Source organism: Vibrio tubiashii (genome assembly GCF_028551255.1).
In the GTDB taxonomy this organism is placed as follows: Bacteria; Pseudomonadota; Gammaproteobacteria; order Enterobacterales; family Vibrionaceae; genus Vibrio; species Vibrio tubiashii_B.
The window spans coordinates 799,004-814,613 of record NZ_CP117030.1; the positions used below are offsets into that span (position 1 = coordinate 799,004).

At 41.8% G+C, this 15,610-nt stretch carries 20 protein-coding genes; 12 read left to right on the top strand and 8 right to left on the bottom strand.

Going from position 1 to position 15,610, the window contains the following annotated elements; all coding sequences use genetic code 11:
• Window positions 1–20 precede the first annotated feature (20 nt).
• The 9 genes from LYZ37_RS18945 (at window position 21) to LYZ37_RS19000 (ending at window position 7,040) form a co-directional block, all read left to right on the top strand.
• A complete protein-coding gene (locus LYZ37_RS18945) occupies window positions 21–1,226 on the top strand; it encodes a conjugal transfer protein TraF (RefSeq protein ID WP_004742754.1) in 1,206 nt (401 codons plus the stop codon).
• A gap of 90 nt (window positions 1,227–1,316) precedes the next feature.
• Entirely contained in the window at window positions 1,317–1,466 is a 150-nt protein-coding gene (locus LYZ37_RS18950; RefSeq protein WP_004742753.1) for a YoaH family protein, read from the top strand.
• Window positions 1,467–2,065: 599 nt separating this feature from the next.
• Window positions 2,066–2,476, top strand: coding sequence for a hypothetical protein (locus LYZ37_RS18955; protein WP_272788352.1), 411 nt, complete (start codon window positions 2,066–2,068; stop codon window positions 2,474–2,476).
• Window positions 2,476–2,631 carry a hypothetical protein gene (locus LYZ37_RS18960; RefSeq protein ID WP_272788353.1) on the top strand — a complete coding sequence of 52 codons (156 nt, stop codon included), beginning with the start codon at window positions 2,476–2,478 and terminating at the stop codon, window positions 2,629–2,631. The genes LYZ37_RS18955 and LYZ37_RS18960 overlap by 1 nt, the downstream gene beginning before the upstream one ends.
• 374 nt (window positions 2,632–3,005) lie before the next feature.
• On the top strand, window positions 3,006–3,545 hold the full coding sequence (locus LYZ37_RS18965; RefSeq protein WP_272788354.1) for a hypothetical protein: 540 nt from the start codon (window positions 3,006–3,008) through the stop codon (window positions 3,543–3,545).
• Window positions 3,546–3,685: 140 nt separating this feature from the next.
• The gene (locus tag LYZ37_RS18975; protein ID WP_053350853.1) at window positions 3,686–3,949 is read left to right on the top strand and encodes a hypothetical protein; all 264 of its coding nucleotides are present in this window, start codon (window positions 3,686–3,688) and stop codon (window positions 3,947–3,949) included.
• A gap of 148 nt (window positions 3,950–4,097) precedes the next feature.
• A complete protein-coding gene (locus tag LYZ37_RS18985) occupies window positions 4,098–4,502 on the top strand; it encodes a hypothetical protein (protein ID WP_272788356.1) in 405 nt (134 codons plus the stop codon).
• A 134-nt stretch (window positions 4,503–4,636) separates the two neighbouring features.
• The gene (locus LYZ37_RS18995) at window positions 4,637–5,314 is read left to right on the top strand and encodes a hypothetical protein (RefSeq protein WP_272788357.1); all 678 of its coding nucleotides are present in this window, start codon (window positions 4,637–4,639) and stop codon (window positions 5,312–5,314) included.
• 139 nt (window positions 5,315–5,453) lie between these two features.
• The gene (locus LYZ37_RS19000; RefSeq protein WP_272788358.1) at window positions 5,454–7,040 is read left to right on the top strand and encodes a HEPN domain-containing protein; all 1,587 of its coding nucleotides are present in this window, start codon (window positions 5,454–5,456) and stop codon (window positions 7,038–7,040) included.
• A 64-nt stretch (window positions 7,041–7,104) separates the two neighbouring features.
• On the opposite strand, the gene LYZ37_RS19005 is transcribed toward LYZ37_RS19000, so the two are convergent.
• Complete coding sequence (locus LYZ37_RS19005; protein WP_272788359.1) at window positions 7,105–7,464, bottom strand: hypothetical protein; 360 nt, start codon at window positions 7,462–7,464, stop codon at window positions 7,105–7,107.
• A gap of 4 nt (window positions 7,465–7,468) precedes the next feature.
• Entirely contained in the window at window positions 7,469–7,762 is a 294-nt protein-coding gene (locus tag LYZ37_RS19010; protein WP_272788360.1) for a hypothetical protein, read from the bottom strand.
• Window positions 7,763–7,990: 228 nt separating this feature from the next.
• On the opposite strand from LYZ37_RS19010, the gene LYZ37_RS19015 reads away from it, so the two are divergent.
• On the top strand, window positions 7,991–8,566 hold the full coding sequence (locus LYZ37_RS19015; RefSeq protein ID WP_272788361.1) for a hypothetical protein: 576 nt from the start codon (window positions 7,991–7,993) through the stop codon (window positions 8,564–8,566).
• A 210-nt stretch (window positions 8,567–8,776) separates the two neighbouring features.
• Here the strand turns inward: LYZ37_RS19015 and LYZ37_RS19020 are convergent, their stop codons facing one another.
• A complete protein-coding gene (locus LYZ37_RS19020) occupies window positions 8,777–9,157 on the bottom strand; it encodes a phage protein (protein ID WP_272788362.1) in 381 nt (126 codons plus the stop codon).
• Between the two features lie 164 nt (window positions 9,158–9,321).
• Here LYZ37_RS19020 and LYZ37_RS19025 point away from each other — a divergent pair, with 164 nt between their 5' ends.
• Window positions 9,322–9,693, top strand: a complete 372-nt coding sequence (locus LYZ37_RS19025) for a regulator (protein WP_272788363.1) — start codon at window positions 9,322–9,324, stop codon at window positions 9,691–9,693.
• 37 nt (window positions 9,694–9,730) lie between these two features.
• Here the strand turns inward: LYZ37_RS19025 and LYZ37_RS19030 are convergent, their stop codons facing one another.
• Window positions 9,731–11,317, bottom strand: coding sequence for a DNA cytosine methyltransferase (locus LYZ37_RS19030; RefSeq protein ID WP_272788364.1), 1,587 nt, complete (start codon window positions 11,315–11,317; stop codon window positions 9,731–9,733).
• 309 nt (window positions 11,318–11,626) lie between these two features.
• Between LYZ37_RS19030 and LYZ37_RS19035 the strand changes: the two genes are divergently transcribed.
• Complete coding sequence (locus tag LYZ37_RS19035) at window positions 11,627–12,967, top strand: MvaI/BcnI family restriction endonuclease (RefSeq protein WP_272788365.1); 1,341 nt, start codon at window positions 11,627–11,629, stop codon at window positions 12,965–12,967.
• A gap of 42 nt (window positions 12,968–13,009) precedes the next feature.
• Here the strand turns inward: LYZ37_RS19035 and LYZ37_RS19040 are convergent, their stop codons facing one another.
• The 4 genes from LYZ37_RS19040 to LYZ37_RS19055 form a co-directional block, all read right to left on the bottom strand.
• Window positions 13,010–13,471 (bottom strand): hypothetical protein, encoded by a 462-nt coding sequence (locus LYZ37_RS19040; RefSeq protein ID WP_069666299.1) that lies wholly within the window; start codon window positions 13,469–13,471, stop codon window positions 13,010–13,012.
• A 296-nt stretch (window positions 13,472–13,767) separates the two neighbouring features.
• A complete protein-coding gene (locus tag LYZ37_RS19045) occupies window positions 13,768–13,950 on the bottom strand; it encodes a hypothetical protein (RefSeq protein WP_272788366.1) in 183 nt (60 codons plus the stop codon).
• Window positions 13,951–13,996: 46 nt separating this feature from the next.
• Entirely contained in the window at window positions 13,997–14,188 is a 192-nt protein-coding gene (locus LYZ37_RS19050; protein ID WP_272788367.1) for a hypothetical protein, read from the bottom strand.
• A gap of 2 nt (window positions 14,189–14,190) precedes the next feature.
• Window positions 14,191–15,609 (bottom strand): zonular occludens toxin domain-containing protein, encoded by a 1,419-nt coding sequence (locus tag LYZ37_RS19055; RefSeq protein WP_272788368.1) that lies wholly within the window; start codon window positions 15,607–15,609, stop codon window positions 14,191–14,193.
• Between the last annotated feature and the right edge of the window lies 1 nt (window position 15,610).

The window sequence follows — 15,610 nt, forward strand, 5'->3', positions numbered from 1 at the left end:
ACTAAAAAGTTTATACAATTATGGAAAATAAAATAAAATTTCTTACATTGTCTATTGCACTTGCAGCCAGTTCAGCTTCTGCTGCAAACTACGCTATTGAAGCCCGCGGCGACGCAATGGGCGGAGTAGGTGTAGTTTCTGCAAATTTCCTCACCGCTCCATTCTATAACCCAGCACTGACAGCCATATATCGTCGTAATGACGATTATGGAATGATCACTCCAAGTATCGGCTTATCTTATAGCGATGAGCATATGATGGTGGATGACCTTAAAAAGGCGTCTGATCTAATTGATCAAGCTGTTGGTGGTGATTACTCTAATGTTTCAGAACTAGAAAGTACACTGAATGCCCTGCAAGGAGATGTCGCCAATCTTCAATTTGGTGGTGTTGTCGCGTTTGCTATTCCAAATAAGTTCATAGCTGCTAATGTATTTGGTAAAGCTTATGCCGAGTCTTTTGCGCAGACAGATATATATACAGGTGCCAACAGTGCAACACCCAACCTCAATCCTGCTATCAATGCAGAGTTGAGTGGAGTCGACGCTGTAGGTCTGGGTGTTACTGAAGTAGGTATCTCACTTGCAAAATATCAAACGTTCTTGGGTCAACATATTTCGTTTGGTATTACTCCAAAACTGCAACGCATTTACACTTACGTTTATCGAGCCAATCTAAACAATTACGATATAAAGGATGTTCGAGAAAATGGACAAGGCGAAACCATGTTCAATATGGATGCAGGTTTCCTATGGTTCTACGGTCCTTTGCGGGTTGGTTTCTCTGCGATGAATTTAGTTTCGCGTGATATCAAGTCCCAAGAACTTGCTGGTACAACTGTGACCTCTAGGGTGGACTCAAGTCAGTCTAGAACCTTTGAGGCGGTGACTTTTGATTATCAAATGCGCCCTCAATACACTGTAGGTGTTGGTCTAGTTGCTGACTACGCGACTCTAAGTGTTGATTACGATCTTAGAGAAGAGGAAAAGTTCACTAATTTCAAAGATAACTCTCAAATGCTTAGAGTCGGTGGCGAAATTGACATCATGCGCCAGCTAAAACTGCGTGCTGGTTGGAATCGAAATCTAGCATATGACAATCTCGATGACACTGTGACTGCCGGTATTGGCTTGTCACCTCTAAACTTATTCCAATTGGATATCGGTGCTAGCTACACTAATGAAAATTCAATGGGCGCATATATTAACTTCCTGACAAGTTATTAAGATTCTGGGTTCCGGATAGGGGAGCGAAGCACTAGCGCTTACAACTAAATCGTAATATAGTCGGCTCCTAAAGTTTTAGGAGCCTTTTTTATGTTTGATGATCTACCACCACTTTCCCATGAAGAACAGCAAAAAGCTGTCGAGAAAATCCAAGAGTTAATGGCAGAGGGTATAAGCACAGCTCAAGCGATAAAAATGGTCGCAGAAGAAATTAGAGCTGAAGCTGCTAAACAGCAGTAGCGACAATTTAATTTAGCAAAAGATACAGAGAAGAGCAGGGAACTGCTCTTTTTTTATGCCTGTATGTTTTGGTGCACTATAACAGAACTATGTATCAACAAGCTTACTCGTCCGTACTCACACATCGACTATAAAAGGATAAAACTCCAACCAAACCGTCATTTGTAATAAAGGTGAAAGCTCCAGCCGTAAGTGTGTTGGCTATGTTATATTTATTTAAATCAACAGCTTAGCATAGCTAATTATGCTACTCGGAAAGGTGGTTATTTGCATTGTGTAATAAAATTACATAATTGTAATTCTAGTCTGCAAGCGCTTACTATCATGCAGTGCATTATTCTGACTCGTGATCGTGTAACTCATAAAACCTGAAGCCAGTCTCGAACGTCCCCTAATTCGTTAAGGATTAATAATTGAATTTCAAAAGGTACAAAAAAGGTTCGTATCTATGATGTTGGGCCTACTAAGGAACGTGCATGTGTGGTGACGCTGTCACTAAGCGCAAATGAAAAGTAAGTAATAGTTGGTTGGAATAGTATGTTGGGACTGAAACTAGCTTAAAGATGGCCCGCACATCGAACTAGATCACAGGTCTACCCATGATTGGTGCGATAGTCAGCTTGTTTAATGGCGGACTCGAAACCTATAGGCAGTATAACCGCAATAAAGCGGAAGCCCTGAAGCGCAAAGACGAACTTGACCAGGAGAAACATCAGGCGAGGGTGCGTGGATTGCAAAAAGGTGAAGAGCAGGCCAGCAGCCTCGATGAAGTGAGCATCAGAGAACGTGGTTTCAAAGACGAGTTTATCCTGCTTGTGGTGTTTATTCCGCTCATTCTTTCCTTCATCCCTGATTACGCGCCTTATGTCGAACAAGGTTTTGAGGCGCTGCAGGCCATTCCCGAGCCGTATTGGTACGTGGTTGGTGCGGTCGTCATCGATACCCTTGGCATGCGGGCCATGGTTCGCTATCTGTTGGAGTTCTTCTCAGGAAAATTCAGGGGGCAATGATGGAACTACTCGAAGCGATGCTCATTGCTTTAATCACTGGCGTCGTCTCAAGCGCGGGGACGATTGCAGCGCTCAAAACCGACATCAACTGGATAAAGAAAGTGCAGCAAGACCAAGAGCAACGGATACGCAAACTGGAGGATCCTCATGGCTAAACGATGTTGTAAGTGCAAAGGCCGTAAACAAAACGGCCAACTCAAGAAAGGGTATACGCTCAAGGGTGGACGGGTCGTGAAGGCCAGTGCCACACGAAAGCGACGAAAAACCAAACGTAGACGCTAAAGAAAACCGCTCAACATTGGGCGGTTTTTACTTTTCTAACACTCAAATTTTGATTCAAAGCATATTATACAGAATTGATATGCACTTTAACGCACTGATTGATTGCTCTAATTTTAAGCTACTGATAGATTGAAGAAAATAGGGCAATGTTAGCCATGGTAGGGCGAAAAGCAGAAGTACTCTATGACTAAAAAAAGAAACTTTCTGGCTAATAATTGTTAGTTTCTTCGAGGGAATTATTGGCAGTATGAAGCGCGATTTTGATTTTGTAATAGAGTTAGTTGAAGAGTTTTTCAAACAAAAACATATACAAAAACGATTTAAACACATTGAGGATAACAAAATAACTGGTTGGGAAATTTGGTTTCAAATCGAGTTTTCTGTATTTATTGATAGCCATATTTTGGTTTCCCAGTGGGATAGAGAGTTTCCGTACTCAATTGATCGCAGATCTGCTCGTCACCGAAAAAATATGTTAATCGACTTTGTTATACGTAAAAAACACGCTGCGCTTGATCAGTATATAGCGTTAGAGATAAAACAAAACCTAAGTGTTTCTTCATGTATTCGCGGGATGATGGAGGATATTTGTAAAGTATGGTTAGTCAAAAGTTCTGAAGACGATCTGAGAAGTATGTGGTGTCTTGGTATCCATCCAACAATTGATGACGATGAACTATTTATTCAGATTTACGACTATGCGAATGAGTTTGGTATCTCATTGCCTAAGAGTTGTATTATGTCCCAAAATATCAAGGGCACGAATTTGTCATTTACACTGCTTTGAGTCCAAAACTAACAAACTGTTTAAGAGTGATTCGCAACGCGTGGCATTTTCACTATGCGTTGCGTTTAGTGTTTAAGGTGGTATGCGGCGGCATTGGTATTGCGTTGCTCACACCTTAACAGGGCGTTATAAGGTATTTGATGATAGAGCTTACAGATAAGGTTATTGGTCCCAAATACAGAATTCTTAATCCAATTCTTGAATTGCTCTTGGAAAGTGGGAATGAAGTCCTTACTGACTATACGTGGAGTTCTAATCCTACTGGTTATCTTTGTATTTTAAAAAAGCCAATAGACTTTGATTTAATTGAAAGCCGATTTGTACTGCCAAAAAGCATCCACTTAAACAAGCAATTTGGTGAAGTGGATTATGGGTTAGGCACAGTAATCATTCGTTGTGCGTAACCTTATAACAAATTGTTCAAGAGTGATTCGGAACGCGTGGCATTTTTACTATGCGTTAGGTTTAGTGGTTAAGGTGGCATGCGGAAGCTTCGGTATTGCGTGCCTCACACCTTAATTGGGCGTTATATGAATTTGACAGGGAGGTTAAATGTTAACCGAAAATAAAATTGTAGATTTGGTATGTAGCCAACTGGAATTGGATGGTCTTACTATCTCCCAGAAACTAGATACTACTCAAACAGGGATAGACATTGTTGCTGTATCGGAAACCGGTAAGAAGTATTTTGTCGAAGCAAAAGGTGCTACTTCTTCAAAGAAGTCGACTAAGCGATATGGACAAGAGTTCAACAAGTCTCAGGTTAAGACGCACATTGGTATGGCGTTAGTTGCTGCATTTAAGGTTAGGGAAGATAACCCGGACCATGAATCAGTTATAGCTTTACCTAATAACCTCTCTCACAAAGAAATAATTGAGAGTATGGCGACTCCTATAAGATCCTCAGGCATCAAAGTTTGGTTAGTTGATGAAGAGCGAGTCGAAAAATTCATATAACAAACTGTTTAAGAGGGATTTGCAACGCGTAGCATTTTCACTATGCGTTGATTTTAGTGATTAAGGTGGTTTGGTGCGGCTTTTGTATTGCGTTGCTCAAACCTTAACAAGGCGTTAGGCTTTACAGGAAGAAAATGAGTAATAGTAAACAGCGGCTACTAGCCGAAATAGCTAAGGACATTCATAGTCAACACGTTGGCTATATAGAGAAATTAAAATTGGGTCACCATGAGCTTCAACGTCCTGACTTTATTTGGCATTTTCTTTTGCAAAGTTTTGCAACAATGGGAAAATCATCAGGATGGAAAGGTCTAATTGGTAACAAATACAATTACAATAAGATTACTTATGAAGCGCTTACCGCGCTAGACCATAATGGAAGAGCCCAAACAGTTAAAGCTGTTTGTCATGCTTCTAAAGTTAGAATGCCAGAGAAGAAAGCTGATTATATTTTGGGTTGCTATGAGCGTGTACGGGACATTGGCGGACTAGAGTCAGCTAAAACACAATTGCTATCTTGCTCAGGACGCGAAGGAAAAATAAAATTTTTGAAGCAATTTCCTGGCATCGGAGAGAAGTACGCACGCAACATTATGATGGACGTGTATCATGAAGATTTCCACAGTAGTATAGCTATCGATATACGAATTAAGTCAATAACAGAACTGCTTGGCCTTTCATTTAATACATACGAAGAGCAGGAAATTTTCTTACTCGAAGTTGCCAAACTGGCTGATCTTAACGGGTGGGAGCTAGACCGCCTAATGTATCGCTTTAAGTCAGACTTCGAATACGAAATACTTTCTGCCTAACAAACTGTTGAAGAGTGATTCGCAGCGCTTATCATTTTTCATTCTATCGTTGGGTTTAGTGTTTACGGTGGTATGGTGAAGTGTTGTAGTAAACTTACTCACTACTTAATTCGGCGTTAGGTGAATATGAGGAGTCCGAATGCCTACAGTAAATGTGCCACATTTTGTGAAAAATATGGGTCATAGAATTGTTTCATATATTCTGAACATTTCCGAAGAAGATGCTGAAAATGTACTGAATTCAAAGTTTGAACTCATGGAGGATAAGGCCAGCATACTTCAGCAATTCATTGATATTTGCAGGCAACTACGAATGAAAGGTATTGATCATGGGGATGTTGATTTCGCAGTTTTCCATAACCTTCCTAATATTTTTGTAAATGACAAGCATATCTTTAACGTTTGGCATGAACAAATGGGTGGGACTGTAGATGTATATGATAGTGATGATCCAATTGTAAGGATAGTAAACAGAGTGGCATCAAAGTTATATCCTCTGTTTCTGATTAAGATAACTGGCAAGCCAGGTTATTTTAATAAAATGCACAATAATATTAGCTCTACAATTTATTCTCTTCCCGAATACAAAGAGCTTTGTAACGCACTGATGAAAGATGATGTTATTTCGTCTATTTTCACTCAAGTAGGCAAAAATGAGATAGAAACGTATGGTTCATATATGACCTCAACAGGTCATGGAGGTGGAATCCAACTAGCCACTTTACCTGCGACGCTTGTAGTGAATTCATTCGAGCTAATGCGAATGAGAGGAGCGCTAAGTCTCAAGGCGTTTTCTGATGCTGCTGAATTTACTGTTGATACAATTCGACGTTGTATGAATGGAGATATCGTGGATGTGCCTGTATTCTTAGGGTTCAATAATATATCGCTGGATGATGTGGGGGAGATTAAAACTGAATGGGGTACTCTTCGCCCGCTTAGCGAAGGTATATCTGATCTAGCGCCAAATAACACATCTACAACAAGTATTGATGAGAAACGTTACAAGCTTGGTTTTGTCTTAGAGTCTTCATACCCATATAAAGTTAACTTTGGAGATGGTGATAAAAAGGACAAATGGCCGAAAGAACTAGATGGCGCAAGGAATCGACTTACTGAAATAACAGAAAATGTTTCCTTATGCTTTTCTTTAGCCTGCCAAAGAACCCCTCCAGTTGGAATGTCGTTAGCATGGACCATGGTTTTTGACCCAATAAGTCAAGGGACAAATCTATCTTGGAATCCTGAGCCAAGATCACCTGTTACTTTTCATATTTTGGATAAAGATGGAGAAAGTGAAGAGGTAATTGATTGGTGCAAACGATTAAAAGAGATAGAAGATACGAAGATTAGGTTAGCGATAAGGCGCGTTCTATCCGCAATAAATCAAAGAAGAGACCCAATAGATGGATTCGTTGACACTATCATTGCTTGGGAAAATCTATTTGGAGGTAATGCAGAACTGAGCTTTAGAATATCGGTCTCTATTGCCAAATTGTTAGGTAAAACAGATGCCGAAAGAAAAGCGTTACGGAAGTTTGTCAATGAGCATTACAACATACGAAGTAAGTTAGTGCATGGTGTAAAGGAATTAACGCCACAGGAGGCGACTGTTTGCAGAGACAGTTGTTTGGACATTGCTCTTAGAGCGTTAAGGATGCTTTATTTGGAAAGGGTACAATTAATAGAAGATGCGAATAGATCAAAAATCTTAGCTCTTTCTTGACTCACCTAACGAGAAGTTTAATAAAGAATATCGCAACTAATAAAGGCCGCGCTTGCGGCCTTTACTATTTTCGTAGGGAAGTCGGGAGCATGAGCAAAATAATGAAGAGGGCGTACAGAAGCGGCAATAGTGAGACTGCGACACCTGCAAACGTCGCTTGACTGTCAAACACATTGGAAAAGGTGGCGATAGTGCCGGCCACAGTGCCCAATCCCCCAGAAACCAGCGCCGTAACCGATACGGCAGAAAACAGTTTGTCTTTAGAGTAAAGAACACTCCCCACACCAACCAGAAGTGACGGAACAAAGACGGTCATAAACGAAGTGACGTCAACGTAGATCTCGACCCCAGCCAGAACCAACAACGTTGAGACCACATACAGAACGGCCAGAACATAGATACAATAGAAATACTGAAACTTCATACCATCACCACCAATAACCATACATAATGCTATCCGGATCTTTGGGTAATCTCATCATAGAATCTCGGTCTTTTAAATATCTATTCTTGAAATTACGTGCTCTTGCTCCAGAAGGCGGTAAATCAGCGATCGCTTCAATCAGTAACGTCATTTGTGGATCCGATAAAGGCACGTTGGACTCTAACGCCTGGTGAAGCGCAGGGACCAGGACTTTATACAAACGATTCGCCTCAAGCTTACTGGACACTCGGCCATACACTTTATCTAATACTTCCACGAGTAAGGATTGAGCTGACATAGGCACTCCAATTTCAGACAAAGCCAACAAACACCACTGAAACAACGACTAAATAATCAGATTGCTTGATTCAGTTTCGTATCTTATTGTTATCGCATCAATTTTCCCTGAGCGGTGCATTATTTCATTTAATTAATCCTGATTTTCTCTCGCGCGAGCCTCGAAAAAGCCCTTAACTTATTCGCGACCTTGTTCGTCACCACCCACTTAATGAAAGGCGCGAGACCCATGAATAAAACAACGCCAGTACAACGTCAGTCGATTGATGTGCAGTTTCTGCAAGATCTCATCAATCAAACCCATCTTGAATTGAAAGTATGTTCACTCAGTGAGCAGAGTTATCGCTCCTTAGTCTCTGACGATAGCCCCGTCTTGGATTGGCTCAATCATTACAAATTATCCTGTTTGTCCGGCCGCGCCTTTCATATTGGCGTACTGCGCTTTAAAACCCCTCGCTCTGGGCTGCTGATTGGTGTGTACGATAGCCGGGTAGGGAGGCAACATACGCTGTTACTAGAGCCGGAGAACGGGCATGCCGCTCAGGCTATGACTGAGCGCTTGATGTCAGTGATCACCTATATTGCGCTGTATTTTCTGTCGACGTATCCCAACAGTGTCGGCGTTTACCTCGTTGACCCGCCCAAAGCGTTTCTGTCGCATTATGGCTTGTACGGCTACAAAGTGTTGGACAGCTGGCACGAGGTGCCGGTGATGTTTGCCACCTTTGACAGTCTGTTTGAACGTCAGCAAGACGTGCTGTTCGAAATGTTGCTCGATGAAGAACTCGACTTGTTGACGCAATAACGAGGGCTCCAAGCATTATGTTAAATCGACGACGCATACGGCTGCAGCCATCGCAAGGCCAGGTCAAACAAGTGTTGCTTAAAACCGCCAGCGTGTTGCTGCAGGATGAACGCTACAAAATCCCCTTAGACGACACGCCTCAACCCAATTCAACCCGAACCACGCAACCTCGCCGGACTTAACGTCCGGCTTGTTGTTGGTCATGTTACGTCATTTTAATTTGCTCGGTACCCAAGGGATCGGTTCAACCCGGCGACCACCACGAAAAGGCGCAAGATTGGGCACCGGTGGCGTCGGACAAGGATTATGCAGTCGGCCATACAATTTGACCAACTGACGATGTTCATCGCGCCAGTAGACGAAATTCTCAAGCTCTTTGGGGTTAAACTCGCGCCGATCGGGCGTAATGAGCGTGGCGCGCTCTTCATGGACGCGAAAGCCGTCCCAGCGAATATCGAGCGGCAGATAACCGCGGGCTTTAATATTAAGCAGCTTTTCCGCGAGTGGATTGACCGGTGTGATGCCTAATATCCAACGTTTGACGGTGACGGGTTGGACGTGAAAAAACGCGGCGGCTTGGTGCAGATCCATAAATTGTTGGTGAACCAGCTGACGGAAGTTGGGTGTGAGCCTGGGCTGGATTTGGTGGGCTTTTCTGATGCTTTAGTGCGCATTATGCGTGTTTATGTTCAATGAAACTTGTATCACTATAATTTATAGATTTATAAACTCTTTCGGTTTTGAGAGAGTGAATCATGAAGTATCACGAAATGACCAAAAACTTTGTTTTTCGTGAATTTGAGTGCGGTTTAACTGTGGAAGAGACTGCCAAACTTTGTTTTAAAAGTGTGAGGGTTGTCAAAGGTTGGGATAATGGTAATGAGATCCCAAAAGAGTGTAAGCGATTAATGCGGCTTGCCAAAGGGAGGCCTTTATCTGAATGCGATGAATGGATAAATTTCAGAATGCATATGGACAAGTTAGAGTTACCTACTGGCCAAATGGTAAGTGCCCAAGAAATTCTAGCAGGTATAGCTTTACTTGATATACAGTCAGAACTTGAACTCAAGACTACAACTAAAATACTTAAGTACGTTAGAGCTATTAATCAGATAAAGCCTTCATAAAAGAATACGGCACTCTTAGAGAGTGCCGTGTCGAATTTTACTTATATTGCAATAACTCTTTGATACTGTTGCCGACAGCTAAAGCCAGTAATGGTGGCACAGCATTTCCTACTTGAGTGTATTGAGGAACTTCAAATTTTCGCATTTGCCCCCCAGTAGTTGCTTTAGACCTAAACACAAAATTGTCTGGAAATGACTGTATCCTAGCCATCTCTCTTACCGTAAGAACCCTCAGCTCTTTAGGGTCATAATGGCAAGCATCGTCTGGTATAGAAAGTGCAGCAGGAGCAGGTAAATCTGGATCTAGTGCCTTTTGTGTTTGTTTCTTTGTAGGGTGTTGTTTTAAGTAAGTTTCAAGCTCAACTTTATCCGAAAACTTAAGCAATTCGCCTTTTTCACATCTAAATTCACTTTCACGAATAGCCTCCCAAGTAGTCGGCTCTATGTGTTGCTTTGTGCCTTTAAGGACAGAAAACACATCTTTTGTTATTGATTTAGAGTCCAATTCTTGCAGTATTTGGTAGATTCTAAAGCGTCGCTTAACAAGCTCACTATTACTTCGAAGGCCATGGTTGATATCTATAGGGTGTGGCTTTAAGAATGAAAAGGTATCATTTAGCTTGTCCACAAATGATGATTTACCAACGTTGTCAGAAGTTTTTAAGTCATCCAAAGCTTCTCTTACAGATACTTCATCGCATTGATAAAGATGCTGCAAAAATGTCCCTTTAATTAGGTTAGCTCCACTTTCTGCCATTGTGTCGATAACGTCAAGATGACCAAATTCTATATCCCCACCAGAAAGTTGAACTTGTTGGTAGAAATTAATGGACTGCTCGAACAACTTGAAAGACTTTTCTGGTAATTGCTTCTCTAATTTGTCCAACATATCTCGGCGTAAAGCAATCATCAAAAATCGAGGTCTATTTTGAGCAACACCTGCATGTCTAGCATTTACGTGTAAACATAATGGGACATAGCCAATGGTTGCGAATGCCTTTGATACTTCATACCAGGCGTGAAATTGCTTTCCTTTTTCGTCTTTGAAAGCACGTAAAATCCCAGTAACATTTTCAAGCAAAACGATTTTTGGCTTTACGTTTTGAACAAATCTCGCAAACTCCCACGGAAGGCTATTCTTGTCACTATCTTTTTCTCGCTTGCCAGCCATACTAAAACCCTGACATGGCGGTCCACCTGATACGAGGTCAAGCCCACCATCTCGACCAAATGCGCCGCTGATCAACTTCTTAAGCTCAGAATTGGACTCAATAAGATTGTTTAATTCTACGATGCTGCCCACAACAAGCTTACCATTTAAGCTATCGACCTCATTGGCTTTGAAATCACTAAACCCAATCCGTTCGCCACCTAGTTGGGGGTATTCAAAAGGGTTTTCTCTTAACCTCGGTTTTAATTCATTGAATTTTGAACTGAGCCATATTGCTTTATGAGGCATCTGTTTCTTGTCTGCTAGATCTTCGAAATCCTCATCAAAAAAATTATACGCAAATGTTTCTGCGGCCATTGGTGATAGTTCATTCGCTAACACTAGGTCAAAACCTGCTTTGTCGAGACCCAGAGACAAACCGCCACACCCGGCAAACAATTCAACGTGGTTCACTTCATTAATACCAAAAAATCAAAATAGGTGATGATTCTAGTGAAATTGAGAACGATTGTCCAGGGGGAATTTTAATTACTTGATCTATAGGTTAAAGATTGAATAGGATATGCCCCTAGGCCGGGATAAGAGAGGCCTTCATTCTTACCCATAGAATCTAAAAACCTCTTCAGGTTCTCTTTGCCAAATCCATACGTGAGGATTTTGCAGTGAGAGCATGATAATGAGTTTCATTACCACAACTTGATGGTGGTAGTGTTTACAATTCCTCGCCGCATTCCTCATGTAAATGAATTAGTGGAATGCAGAATGCCTATTTCAACAAATAAATTACCTTCTCTTAAAAGGCTCAAGCAGAGAGCAAAAGACCTGCGTCGTAAGAATGATATCCCACATGCTGTAGCACTTGACTTGATAGCCAATGAGCATGCGTTTGAAACTTGGAATGCTCTTTGCGCATATGTTGACAATGAAGCATCACGTGATCTTCAAACTGATGTTGAGAATATAAACAGAGAGTTTCTTGTAGAGAAGGGTATAGATTTCTCAGTATTTTATACAACAGAGACGATTCTCGATAAAAGTATCATAGATGCGACCCAATCAGTTCGGGCTTATTTTGCCGAATTAAATTTCCACGATTATGATGCGCAAGGGTTAGGTGCTAAAGAACATGGTAAGTGGACAGAAGCTTACATTGTTACAGAGAAAGCGCTCATTAAGTCCAAAGGTAGTTTTTACAGACCGAAAACTAAAAAGGGTGACCCGAGAATGTGGTTTACCTCTTTACCAAAGTACTCTAGTGCAGGTCATACAATTGCGATTACTTTTCTTGAAGGCGTACCTTATCTTTTAAATCTTTCTGCTATAGATCTAAAGTCTCTTTATAAAGATGAGTCCGGTATTGTTTACCGTGTAGTAAACGAAATTGTTGATTCAAGGTTAGGTGTATCAGAAGAACTTCTGAAGAAACTCAAAGTTATTGCTAAAGAACCTAGAGTGGCATTGAAAGAGGGTGATACTTCTGTTGGATTTACACTAGAGTCACTTCTTGGCCTTGAGGCTAATTCAAGCAAGTTACCAGACTATAAGGGTATAGAACTTAAGTCCGGAAGAAACACGAAAACACGCATGAACCTTTTTGCTCAAGTTGCAGATTGGAAAAAGAGCCCGTTTACAGGTAGCAAAGAGATTTTGAATGCTTTCGGGTATCCAAAAGAGGATGATTTCAAACTCTACTGCACAATATCGTCAGAAAAACCTAACTCTCAAGGCTTATATTTTAAATGTGATGTTGAAGGAGATGTATTAGAGGAATGGCATATCGAGAGAGGTCTCGTAGCGGTCTGGCCGGGCAGCCTATTAAGACAACGGCTATTAGAAAAACATGCAGAAACTTTCTGGATTAAAGCTGAAAGTTATATGGATGAAGGTAAAGAATACTTCTTATATAAGAAAGTTATACACACGCGTAAACCTCTTCAAAGCCAACTATTACCCTTAATAAAAAGTGGCATCATTACTATGGATCATTTGATCAAAACTAGTGGTAAAACTGGAAAAACTTCAGAAAAGGGACCTCTGTTTAAACTGTCTCCAAAAAACTTACACTTACTGTTCCCTGAGCCAATCGAATACGACCTTGTTTGACTTTGATAAGACTTTCACCCCGTATTACTATACGGGGTGCGACTACAGAGCATTACCACTCGTTTTGACTGTTCTTTCCCAATGCTGCTTAACTGAAGCAAACTTTTTAGTTGAGAACGTGTAGTTTTCACTTTCAAAGACAACCTTTACGTCAGCATTGCGCGAGAACTCCTGCTTAACAAAGTCTTTGCCTTTCTGCGAGTTGGGCATCCAGAAGTTGTCACCACCAATACATTGCGAAACGTAGTTTACCCATTGGTACTGAATCTTTACTTTTTTGTAGACTGCGCGAGAGCGGCAGTAGGTGTAGGGTTCGTGAAAAGCCACAATGGATGAATTATTGCCGACGGCTATTAAGTTAGCTGAAAACCGTTTGTTTTCCTTAGACCTAATATAGTGGGCTAGCCCCTCAACATTCCATTGTTCATTTTTGTTCTTTTCGATTATGTCCGCATGAGCCAGATTTGACGCTAGGGACAAAAACAAAATAGCGTATCTCATCATTCTGTTTACCTTGAATTTTGCGCTCTATTCATTGGGTCAGTCGATGTTCTACATGAAAGGTATTCAAATATCAAACCGATTGCACTTCAATATGAAGTAACGCCCACACTGCTATGCTCGCTGCTCAGTCTTCGCGACTGCGCATAGCGTGTGTGGCTGTTTTATGTGAGTTGCAGGGGCGTTAAGCCCCTTGGTTGTCGTAAGTCTTTGCAGGAATATTCTGGCAGGAAGGAGGGGTATTCAATCTCAAGTATCTGCGCATACTAACCGCGCCAGTTGAGCAGGGCGCATAAACTCTAGTCTGTCGAGTGGCTTGGTGCTTCGTCATCGCTTCGCAATTCCTTATCCCTGCGGGGCTTAGACAGTAAAGCCGTGACAACAGCTTGAAACAAAAATCCAGCCGTAACACCTATAAACACATCGATAGCCATCATTTGGCTAATTGCATCCGCAAACATCAATACTTGTTCATCTGTCATTGTGTCACTCCTTTTATTGAAAATTAAACGTCACCAGTGACGGCACTTATTTGGAAGACATAGAGACAAGCTTGCCCGTAGCGATACTTCGAAGCACGTTGATAGTTAAATCTTCGTTGTCGCACATCATTTGCGCGGCTTGTTTCACCTCACAATCTCTATCTTCAGGAACCCAGAGCGTGATTTTCTTGAGTCCCTTATCTTTTTGGCGTTGTTCATATTCTGAATTACGGCTCATGGTTACGCTTCCTTATTGCCAGAGAGATTGAAGATGTCGACTTGTTTAAGCTCTTGCGTCCGGTCGGGGATAGTAAAGTCATCGGGCTTATCCAGTCCTTGTCTTGGTGGGCAGGTCAGCATCTTGGTTGTGTCGCCTAACTTGACTTGGATGAGACACTCATCAAGCTCAAGGAACTCATAGCCATAGCCAATCAGGACAGGGGAGCTGACATAGTATTCACCATCATCTTTATCAATTCGAAAGCGGTAGTTGGTCAGAGTAATGTCTCCCTCAATTCGCTGTCGAACCACACTGGTTAAATACACCGAGCGAGCTTGATTGAAGATAGGAAAATGTCGATAAAAAGGATTTACAGCATCAATAGCAATTTGAGCACTATCTTGATAGCTATCATTGCCAGAACCCAAGCCATTACTACCTTGCGTAGTCGATGTGTTCGCATCCAGATTCTGGCTATCAATCGACGTATTGCTATCTGAATTGGACTCAGTAACTTGAGCAGTTTCCTGAGTTGGATTTTCAGTATCGCCATAAAATAAAGCATAAGCATCCCATACAAATTTAAACACCGCACCGATACCAATCAGCATGGCTAAGATGAACTTCGGTGACTTGAGCATTGTGGTGTCTGATTTAGACTCGTTAAACTTTCCTGTCCCAGTGGACTTATAGAGCGCAAACACATCAACCGGAATTTTCTTTGAGGTGGTGCTTGCCATGTCTTCGCGTGTACTTGGAGCCGTCTTGGTTGCCTTAGTGGAATGGTTGTAAATGCGCGGCTTACGTTTGCGAAACCACGTATCGGTTGAGCGATGGGAATACGCTTCCTGAGCACAACCCCGTAACCAAGTCGGTATCGATGTCCAATCAGGCGTAAGCATGACCACATCCCATTGATATTTACGATGACGCATGAACGCCCCGTAAAAGTGGTCTGGATAGAGCAAACGTCCCTCATCATCAAGCTGTGTTTCGCCCGTATCGTCGATATCACTATCATCTAAAGTCGATTCATCAACCTTTGTCCAACGGCTATGAAACAGGTCAGCAAAGTCATCGGGCAGGTTTGGCAAGAAGTCCTCAAGAGGGCGCTTGTGCGTTTTCTCTTTCTTGAATCCGGCATCAGCGGTGAAGATATCCTGACACTCATCAATCACCACCAAAGCCCCAATAGGCATCCAGCTAAACCAGTTCTGCCACAGCTCAATACCCGTTAACTTACGAGAAAAGACACGAATCAAACGCGCCCCTGGAGGAAACTTTTCACCCAGAATTTTCTCGATACTTTCAAGCTTTCGTAATCCCTCGATATTCGTAATCACTAAACGACCATTACGCAGAGCAGGAAGGATTTCAAACCACACTGCATAAGCGGATTTATACGCCCCATTGGAGCCATGACGAAAGTAAACAGCCATG

Bases quoted from the DNA above. Each gene is read 5' to 3' on its own strand.
- LYZ37_RS19045 (WP_272788366.1), bottom strand. From the start codon at position 13,950: ATGACAGATGAACAAGTATTGATGTTTGCGGATGCAATTAGCCAAATG.
- LYZ37_RS18995 (WP_272788357.1), top strand. From the start codon at position 4,637: ATGAGTAATAGTAAACAGCGGCTACTAGCCGAAATAGCTAAGGACATT.
- LYZ37_RS19005 (WP_272788359.1), bottom strand. From the start codon at position 7,464: ATGAAGTTTCAGTATTTCTATTGTATCTATGTTCTGGCCGTTCTGTAT.
- LYZ37_RS18965 (WP_272788354.1), top strand. From the start codon at position 3,006: ATGAAGCGCGATTTTGATTTTGTAATAGAGTTAGTTGAAGAGTTTTTC.
- LYZ37_RS19055 (WP_272788368.1), bottom strand. From the start codon at position 15,609: ATGGCTGTTTACTTTCGTCATGGCTCCAATGGGGCGTATAAATCCGCT.
- LYZ37_RS19050 (WP_272788367.1), bottom strand. From the start codon at position 14,188: ATGAGCCGTAATTCAGAATATGAACAACGCCAAAAAGATAAGGGACTC.
- LYZ37_RS18975 (WP_053350853.1), top strand. From the start codon at position 3,686: ATGATAGAGCTTACAGATAAGGTTATTGGTCCCAAATACAGAATTCTT.
- LYZ37_RS18955 (WP_272788352.1), top strand. From the start codon at position 2,066: ATGATTGGTGCGATAGTCAGCTTGTTTAATGGCGGACTCGAAACCTAT.
- LYZ37_RS19010 (WP_272788360.1), bottom strand. From the start codon at position 7,762: ATGTCAGCTCAATCCTTACTCGTGGAAGTATTAGATAAAGTGTATGGC.
- LYZ37_RS19015 (WP_272788361.1), top strand. From the start codon at position 7,991: ATGAATAAAACAACGCCAGTACAACGTCAGTCGATTGATGTGCAGTTT.
- LYZ37_RS18950 (WP_004742753.1), top strand. From the start codon at position 1,317: ATGTTTGATGATCTACCACCACTTTCCCATGAAGAACAGCAAAAAGCT.
- LYZ37_RS18960 (WP_272788353.1), top strand. From the start codon at position 2,476: ATGGAACTACTCGAAGCGATGCTCATTGCTTTAATCACTGGCGTCGTC.
- LYZ37_RS18945 (WP_004742754.1), top strand. From the start codon at position 21: ATGGAAAATAAAATAAAATTTCTTACATTGTCTATTGCACTTGCAGCC.
- LYZ37_RS18985 (WP_272788356.1), top strand. From the start codon at position 4,098: ATGTTAACCGAAAATAAAATTGTAGATTTGGTATGTAGCCAACTGGAA.
- LYZ37_RS19040 (WP_069666299.1), bottom strand. From the start codon at position 13,471: ATGATGAGATACGCTATTTTGTTTTTGTCCCTAGCGTCAAATCTGGCT.
- LYZ37_RS19035 (WP_272788365.1), top strand. From the start codon at position 11,627: ATGCCTATTTCAACAAATAAATTACCTTCTCTTAAAAGGCTCAAGCAG.
- LYZ37_RS19000 (WP_272788358.1), top strand. From the start codon at position 5,454: ATGCCTACAGTAAATGTGCCACATTTTGTGAAAAATATGGGTCATAGA.
- LYZ37_RS19020 (WP_272788362.1), bottom strand. From the start codon at position 9,157: ATGGATCTGCACCAAGCCGCCGCGTTTTTTCACGTCCAACCCGTCACC.
- LYZ37_RS19025 (WP_272788363.1), top strand. From the start codon at position 9,322: ATGAAGTATCACGAAATGACCAAAAACTTTGTTTTTCGTGAATTTGAG.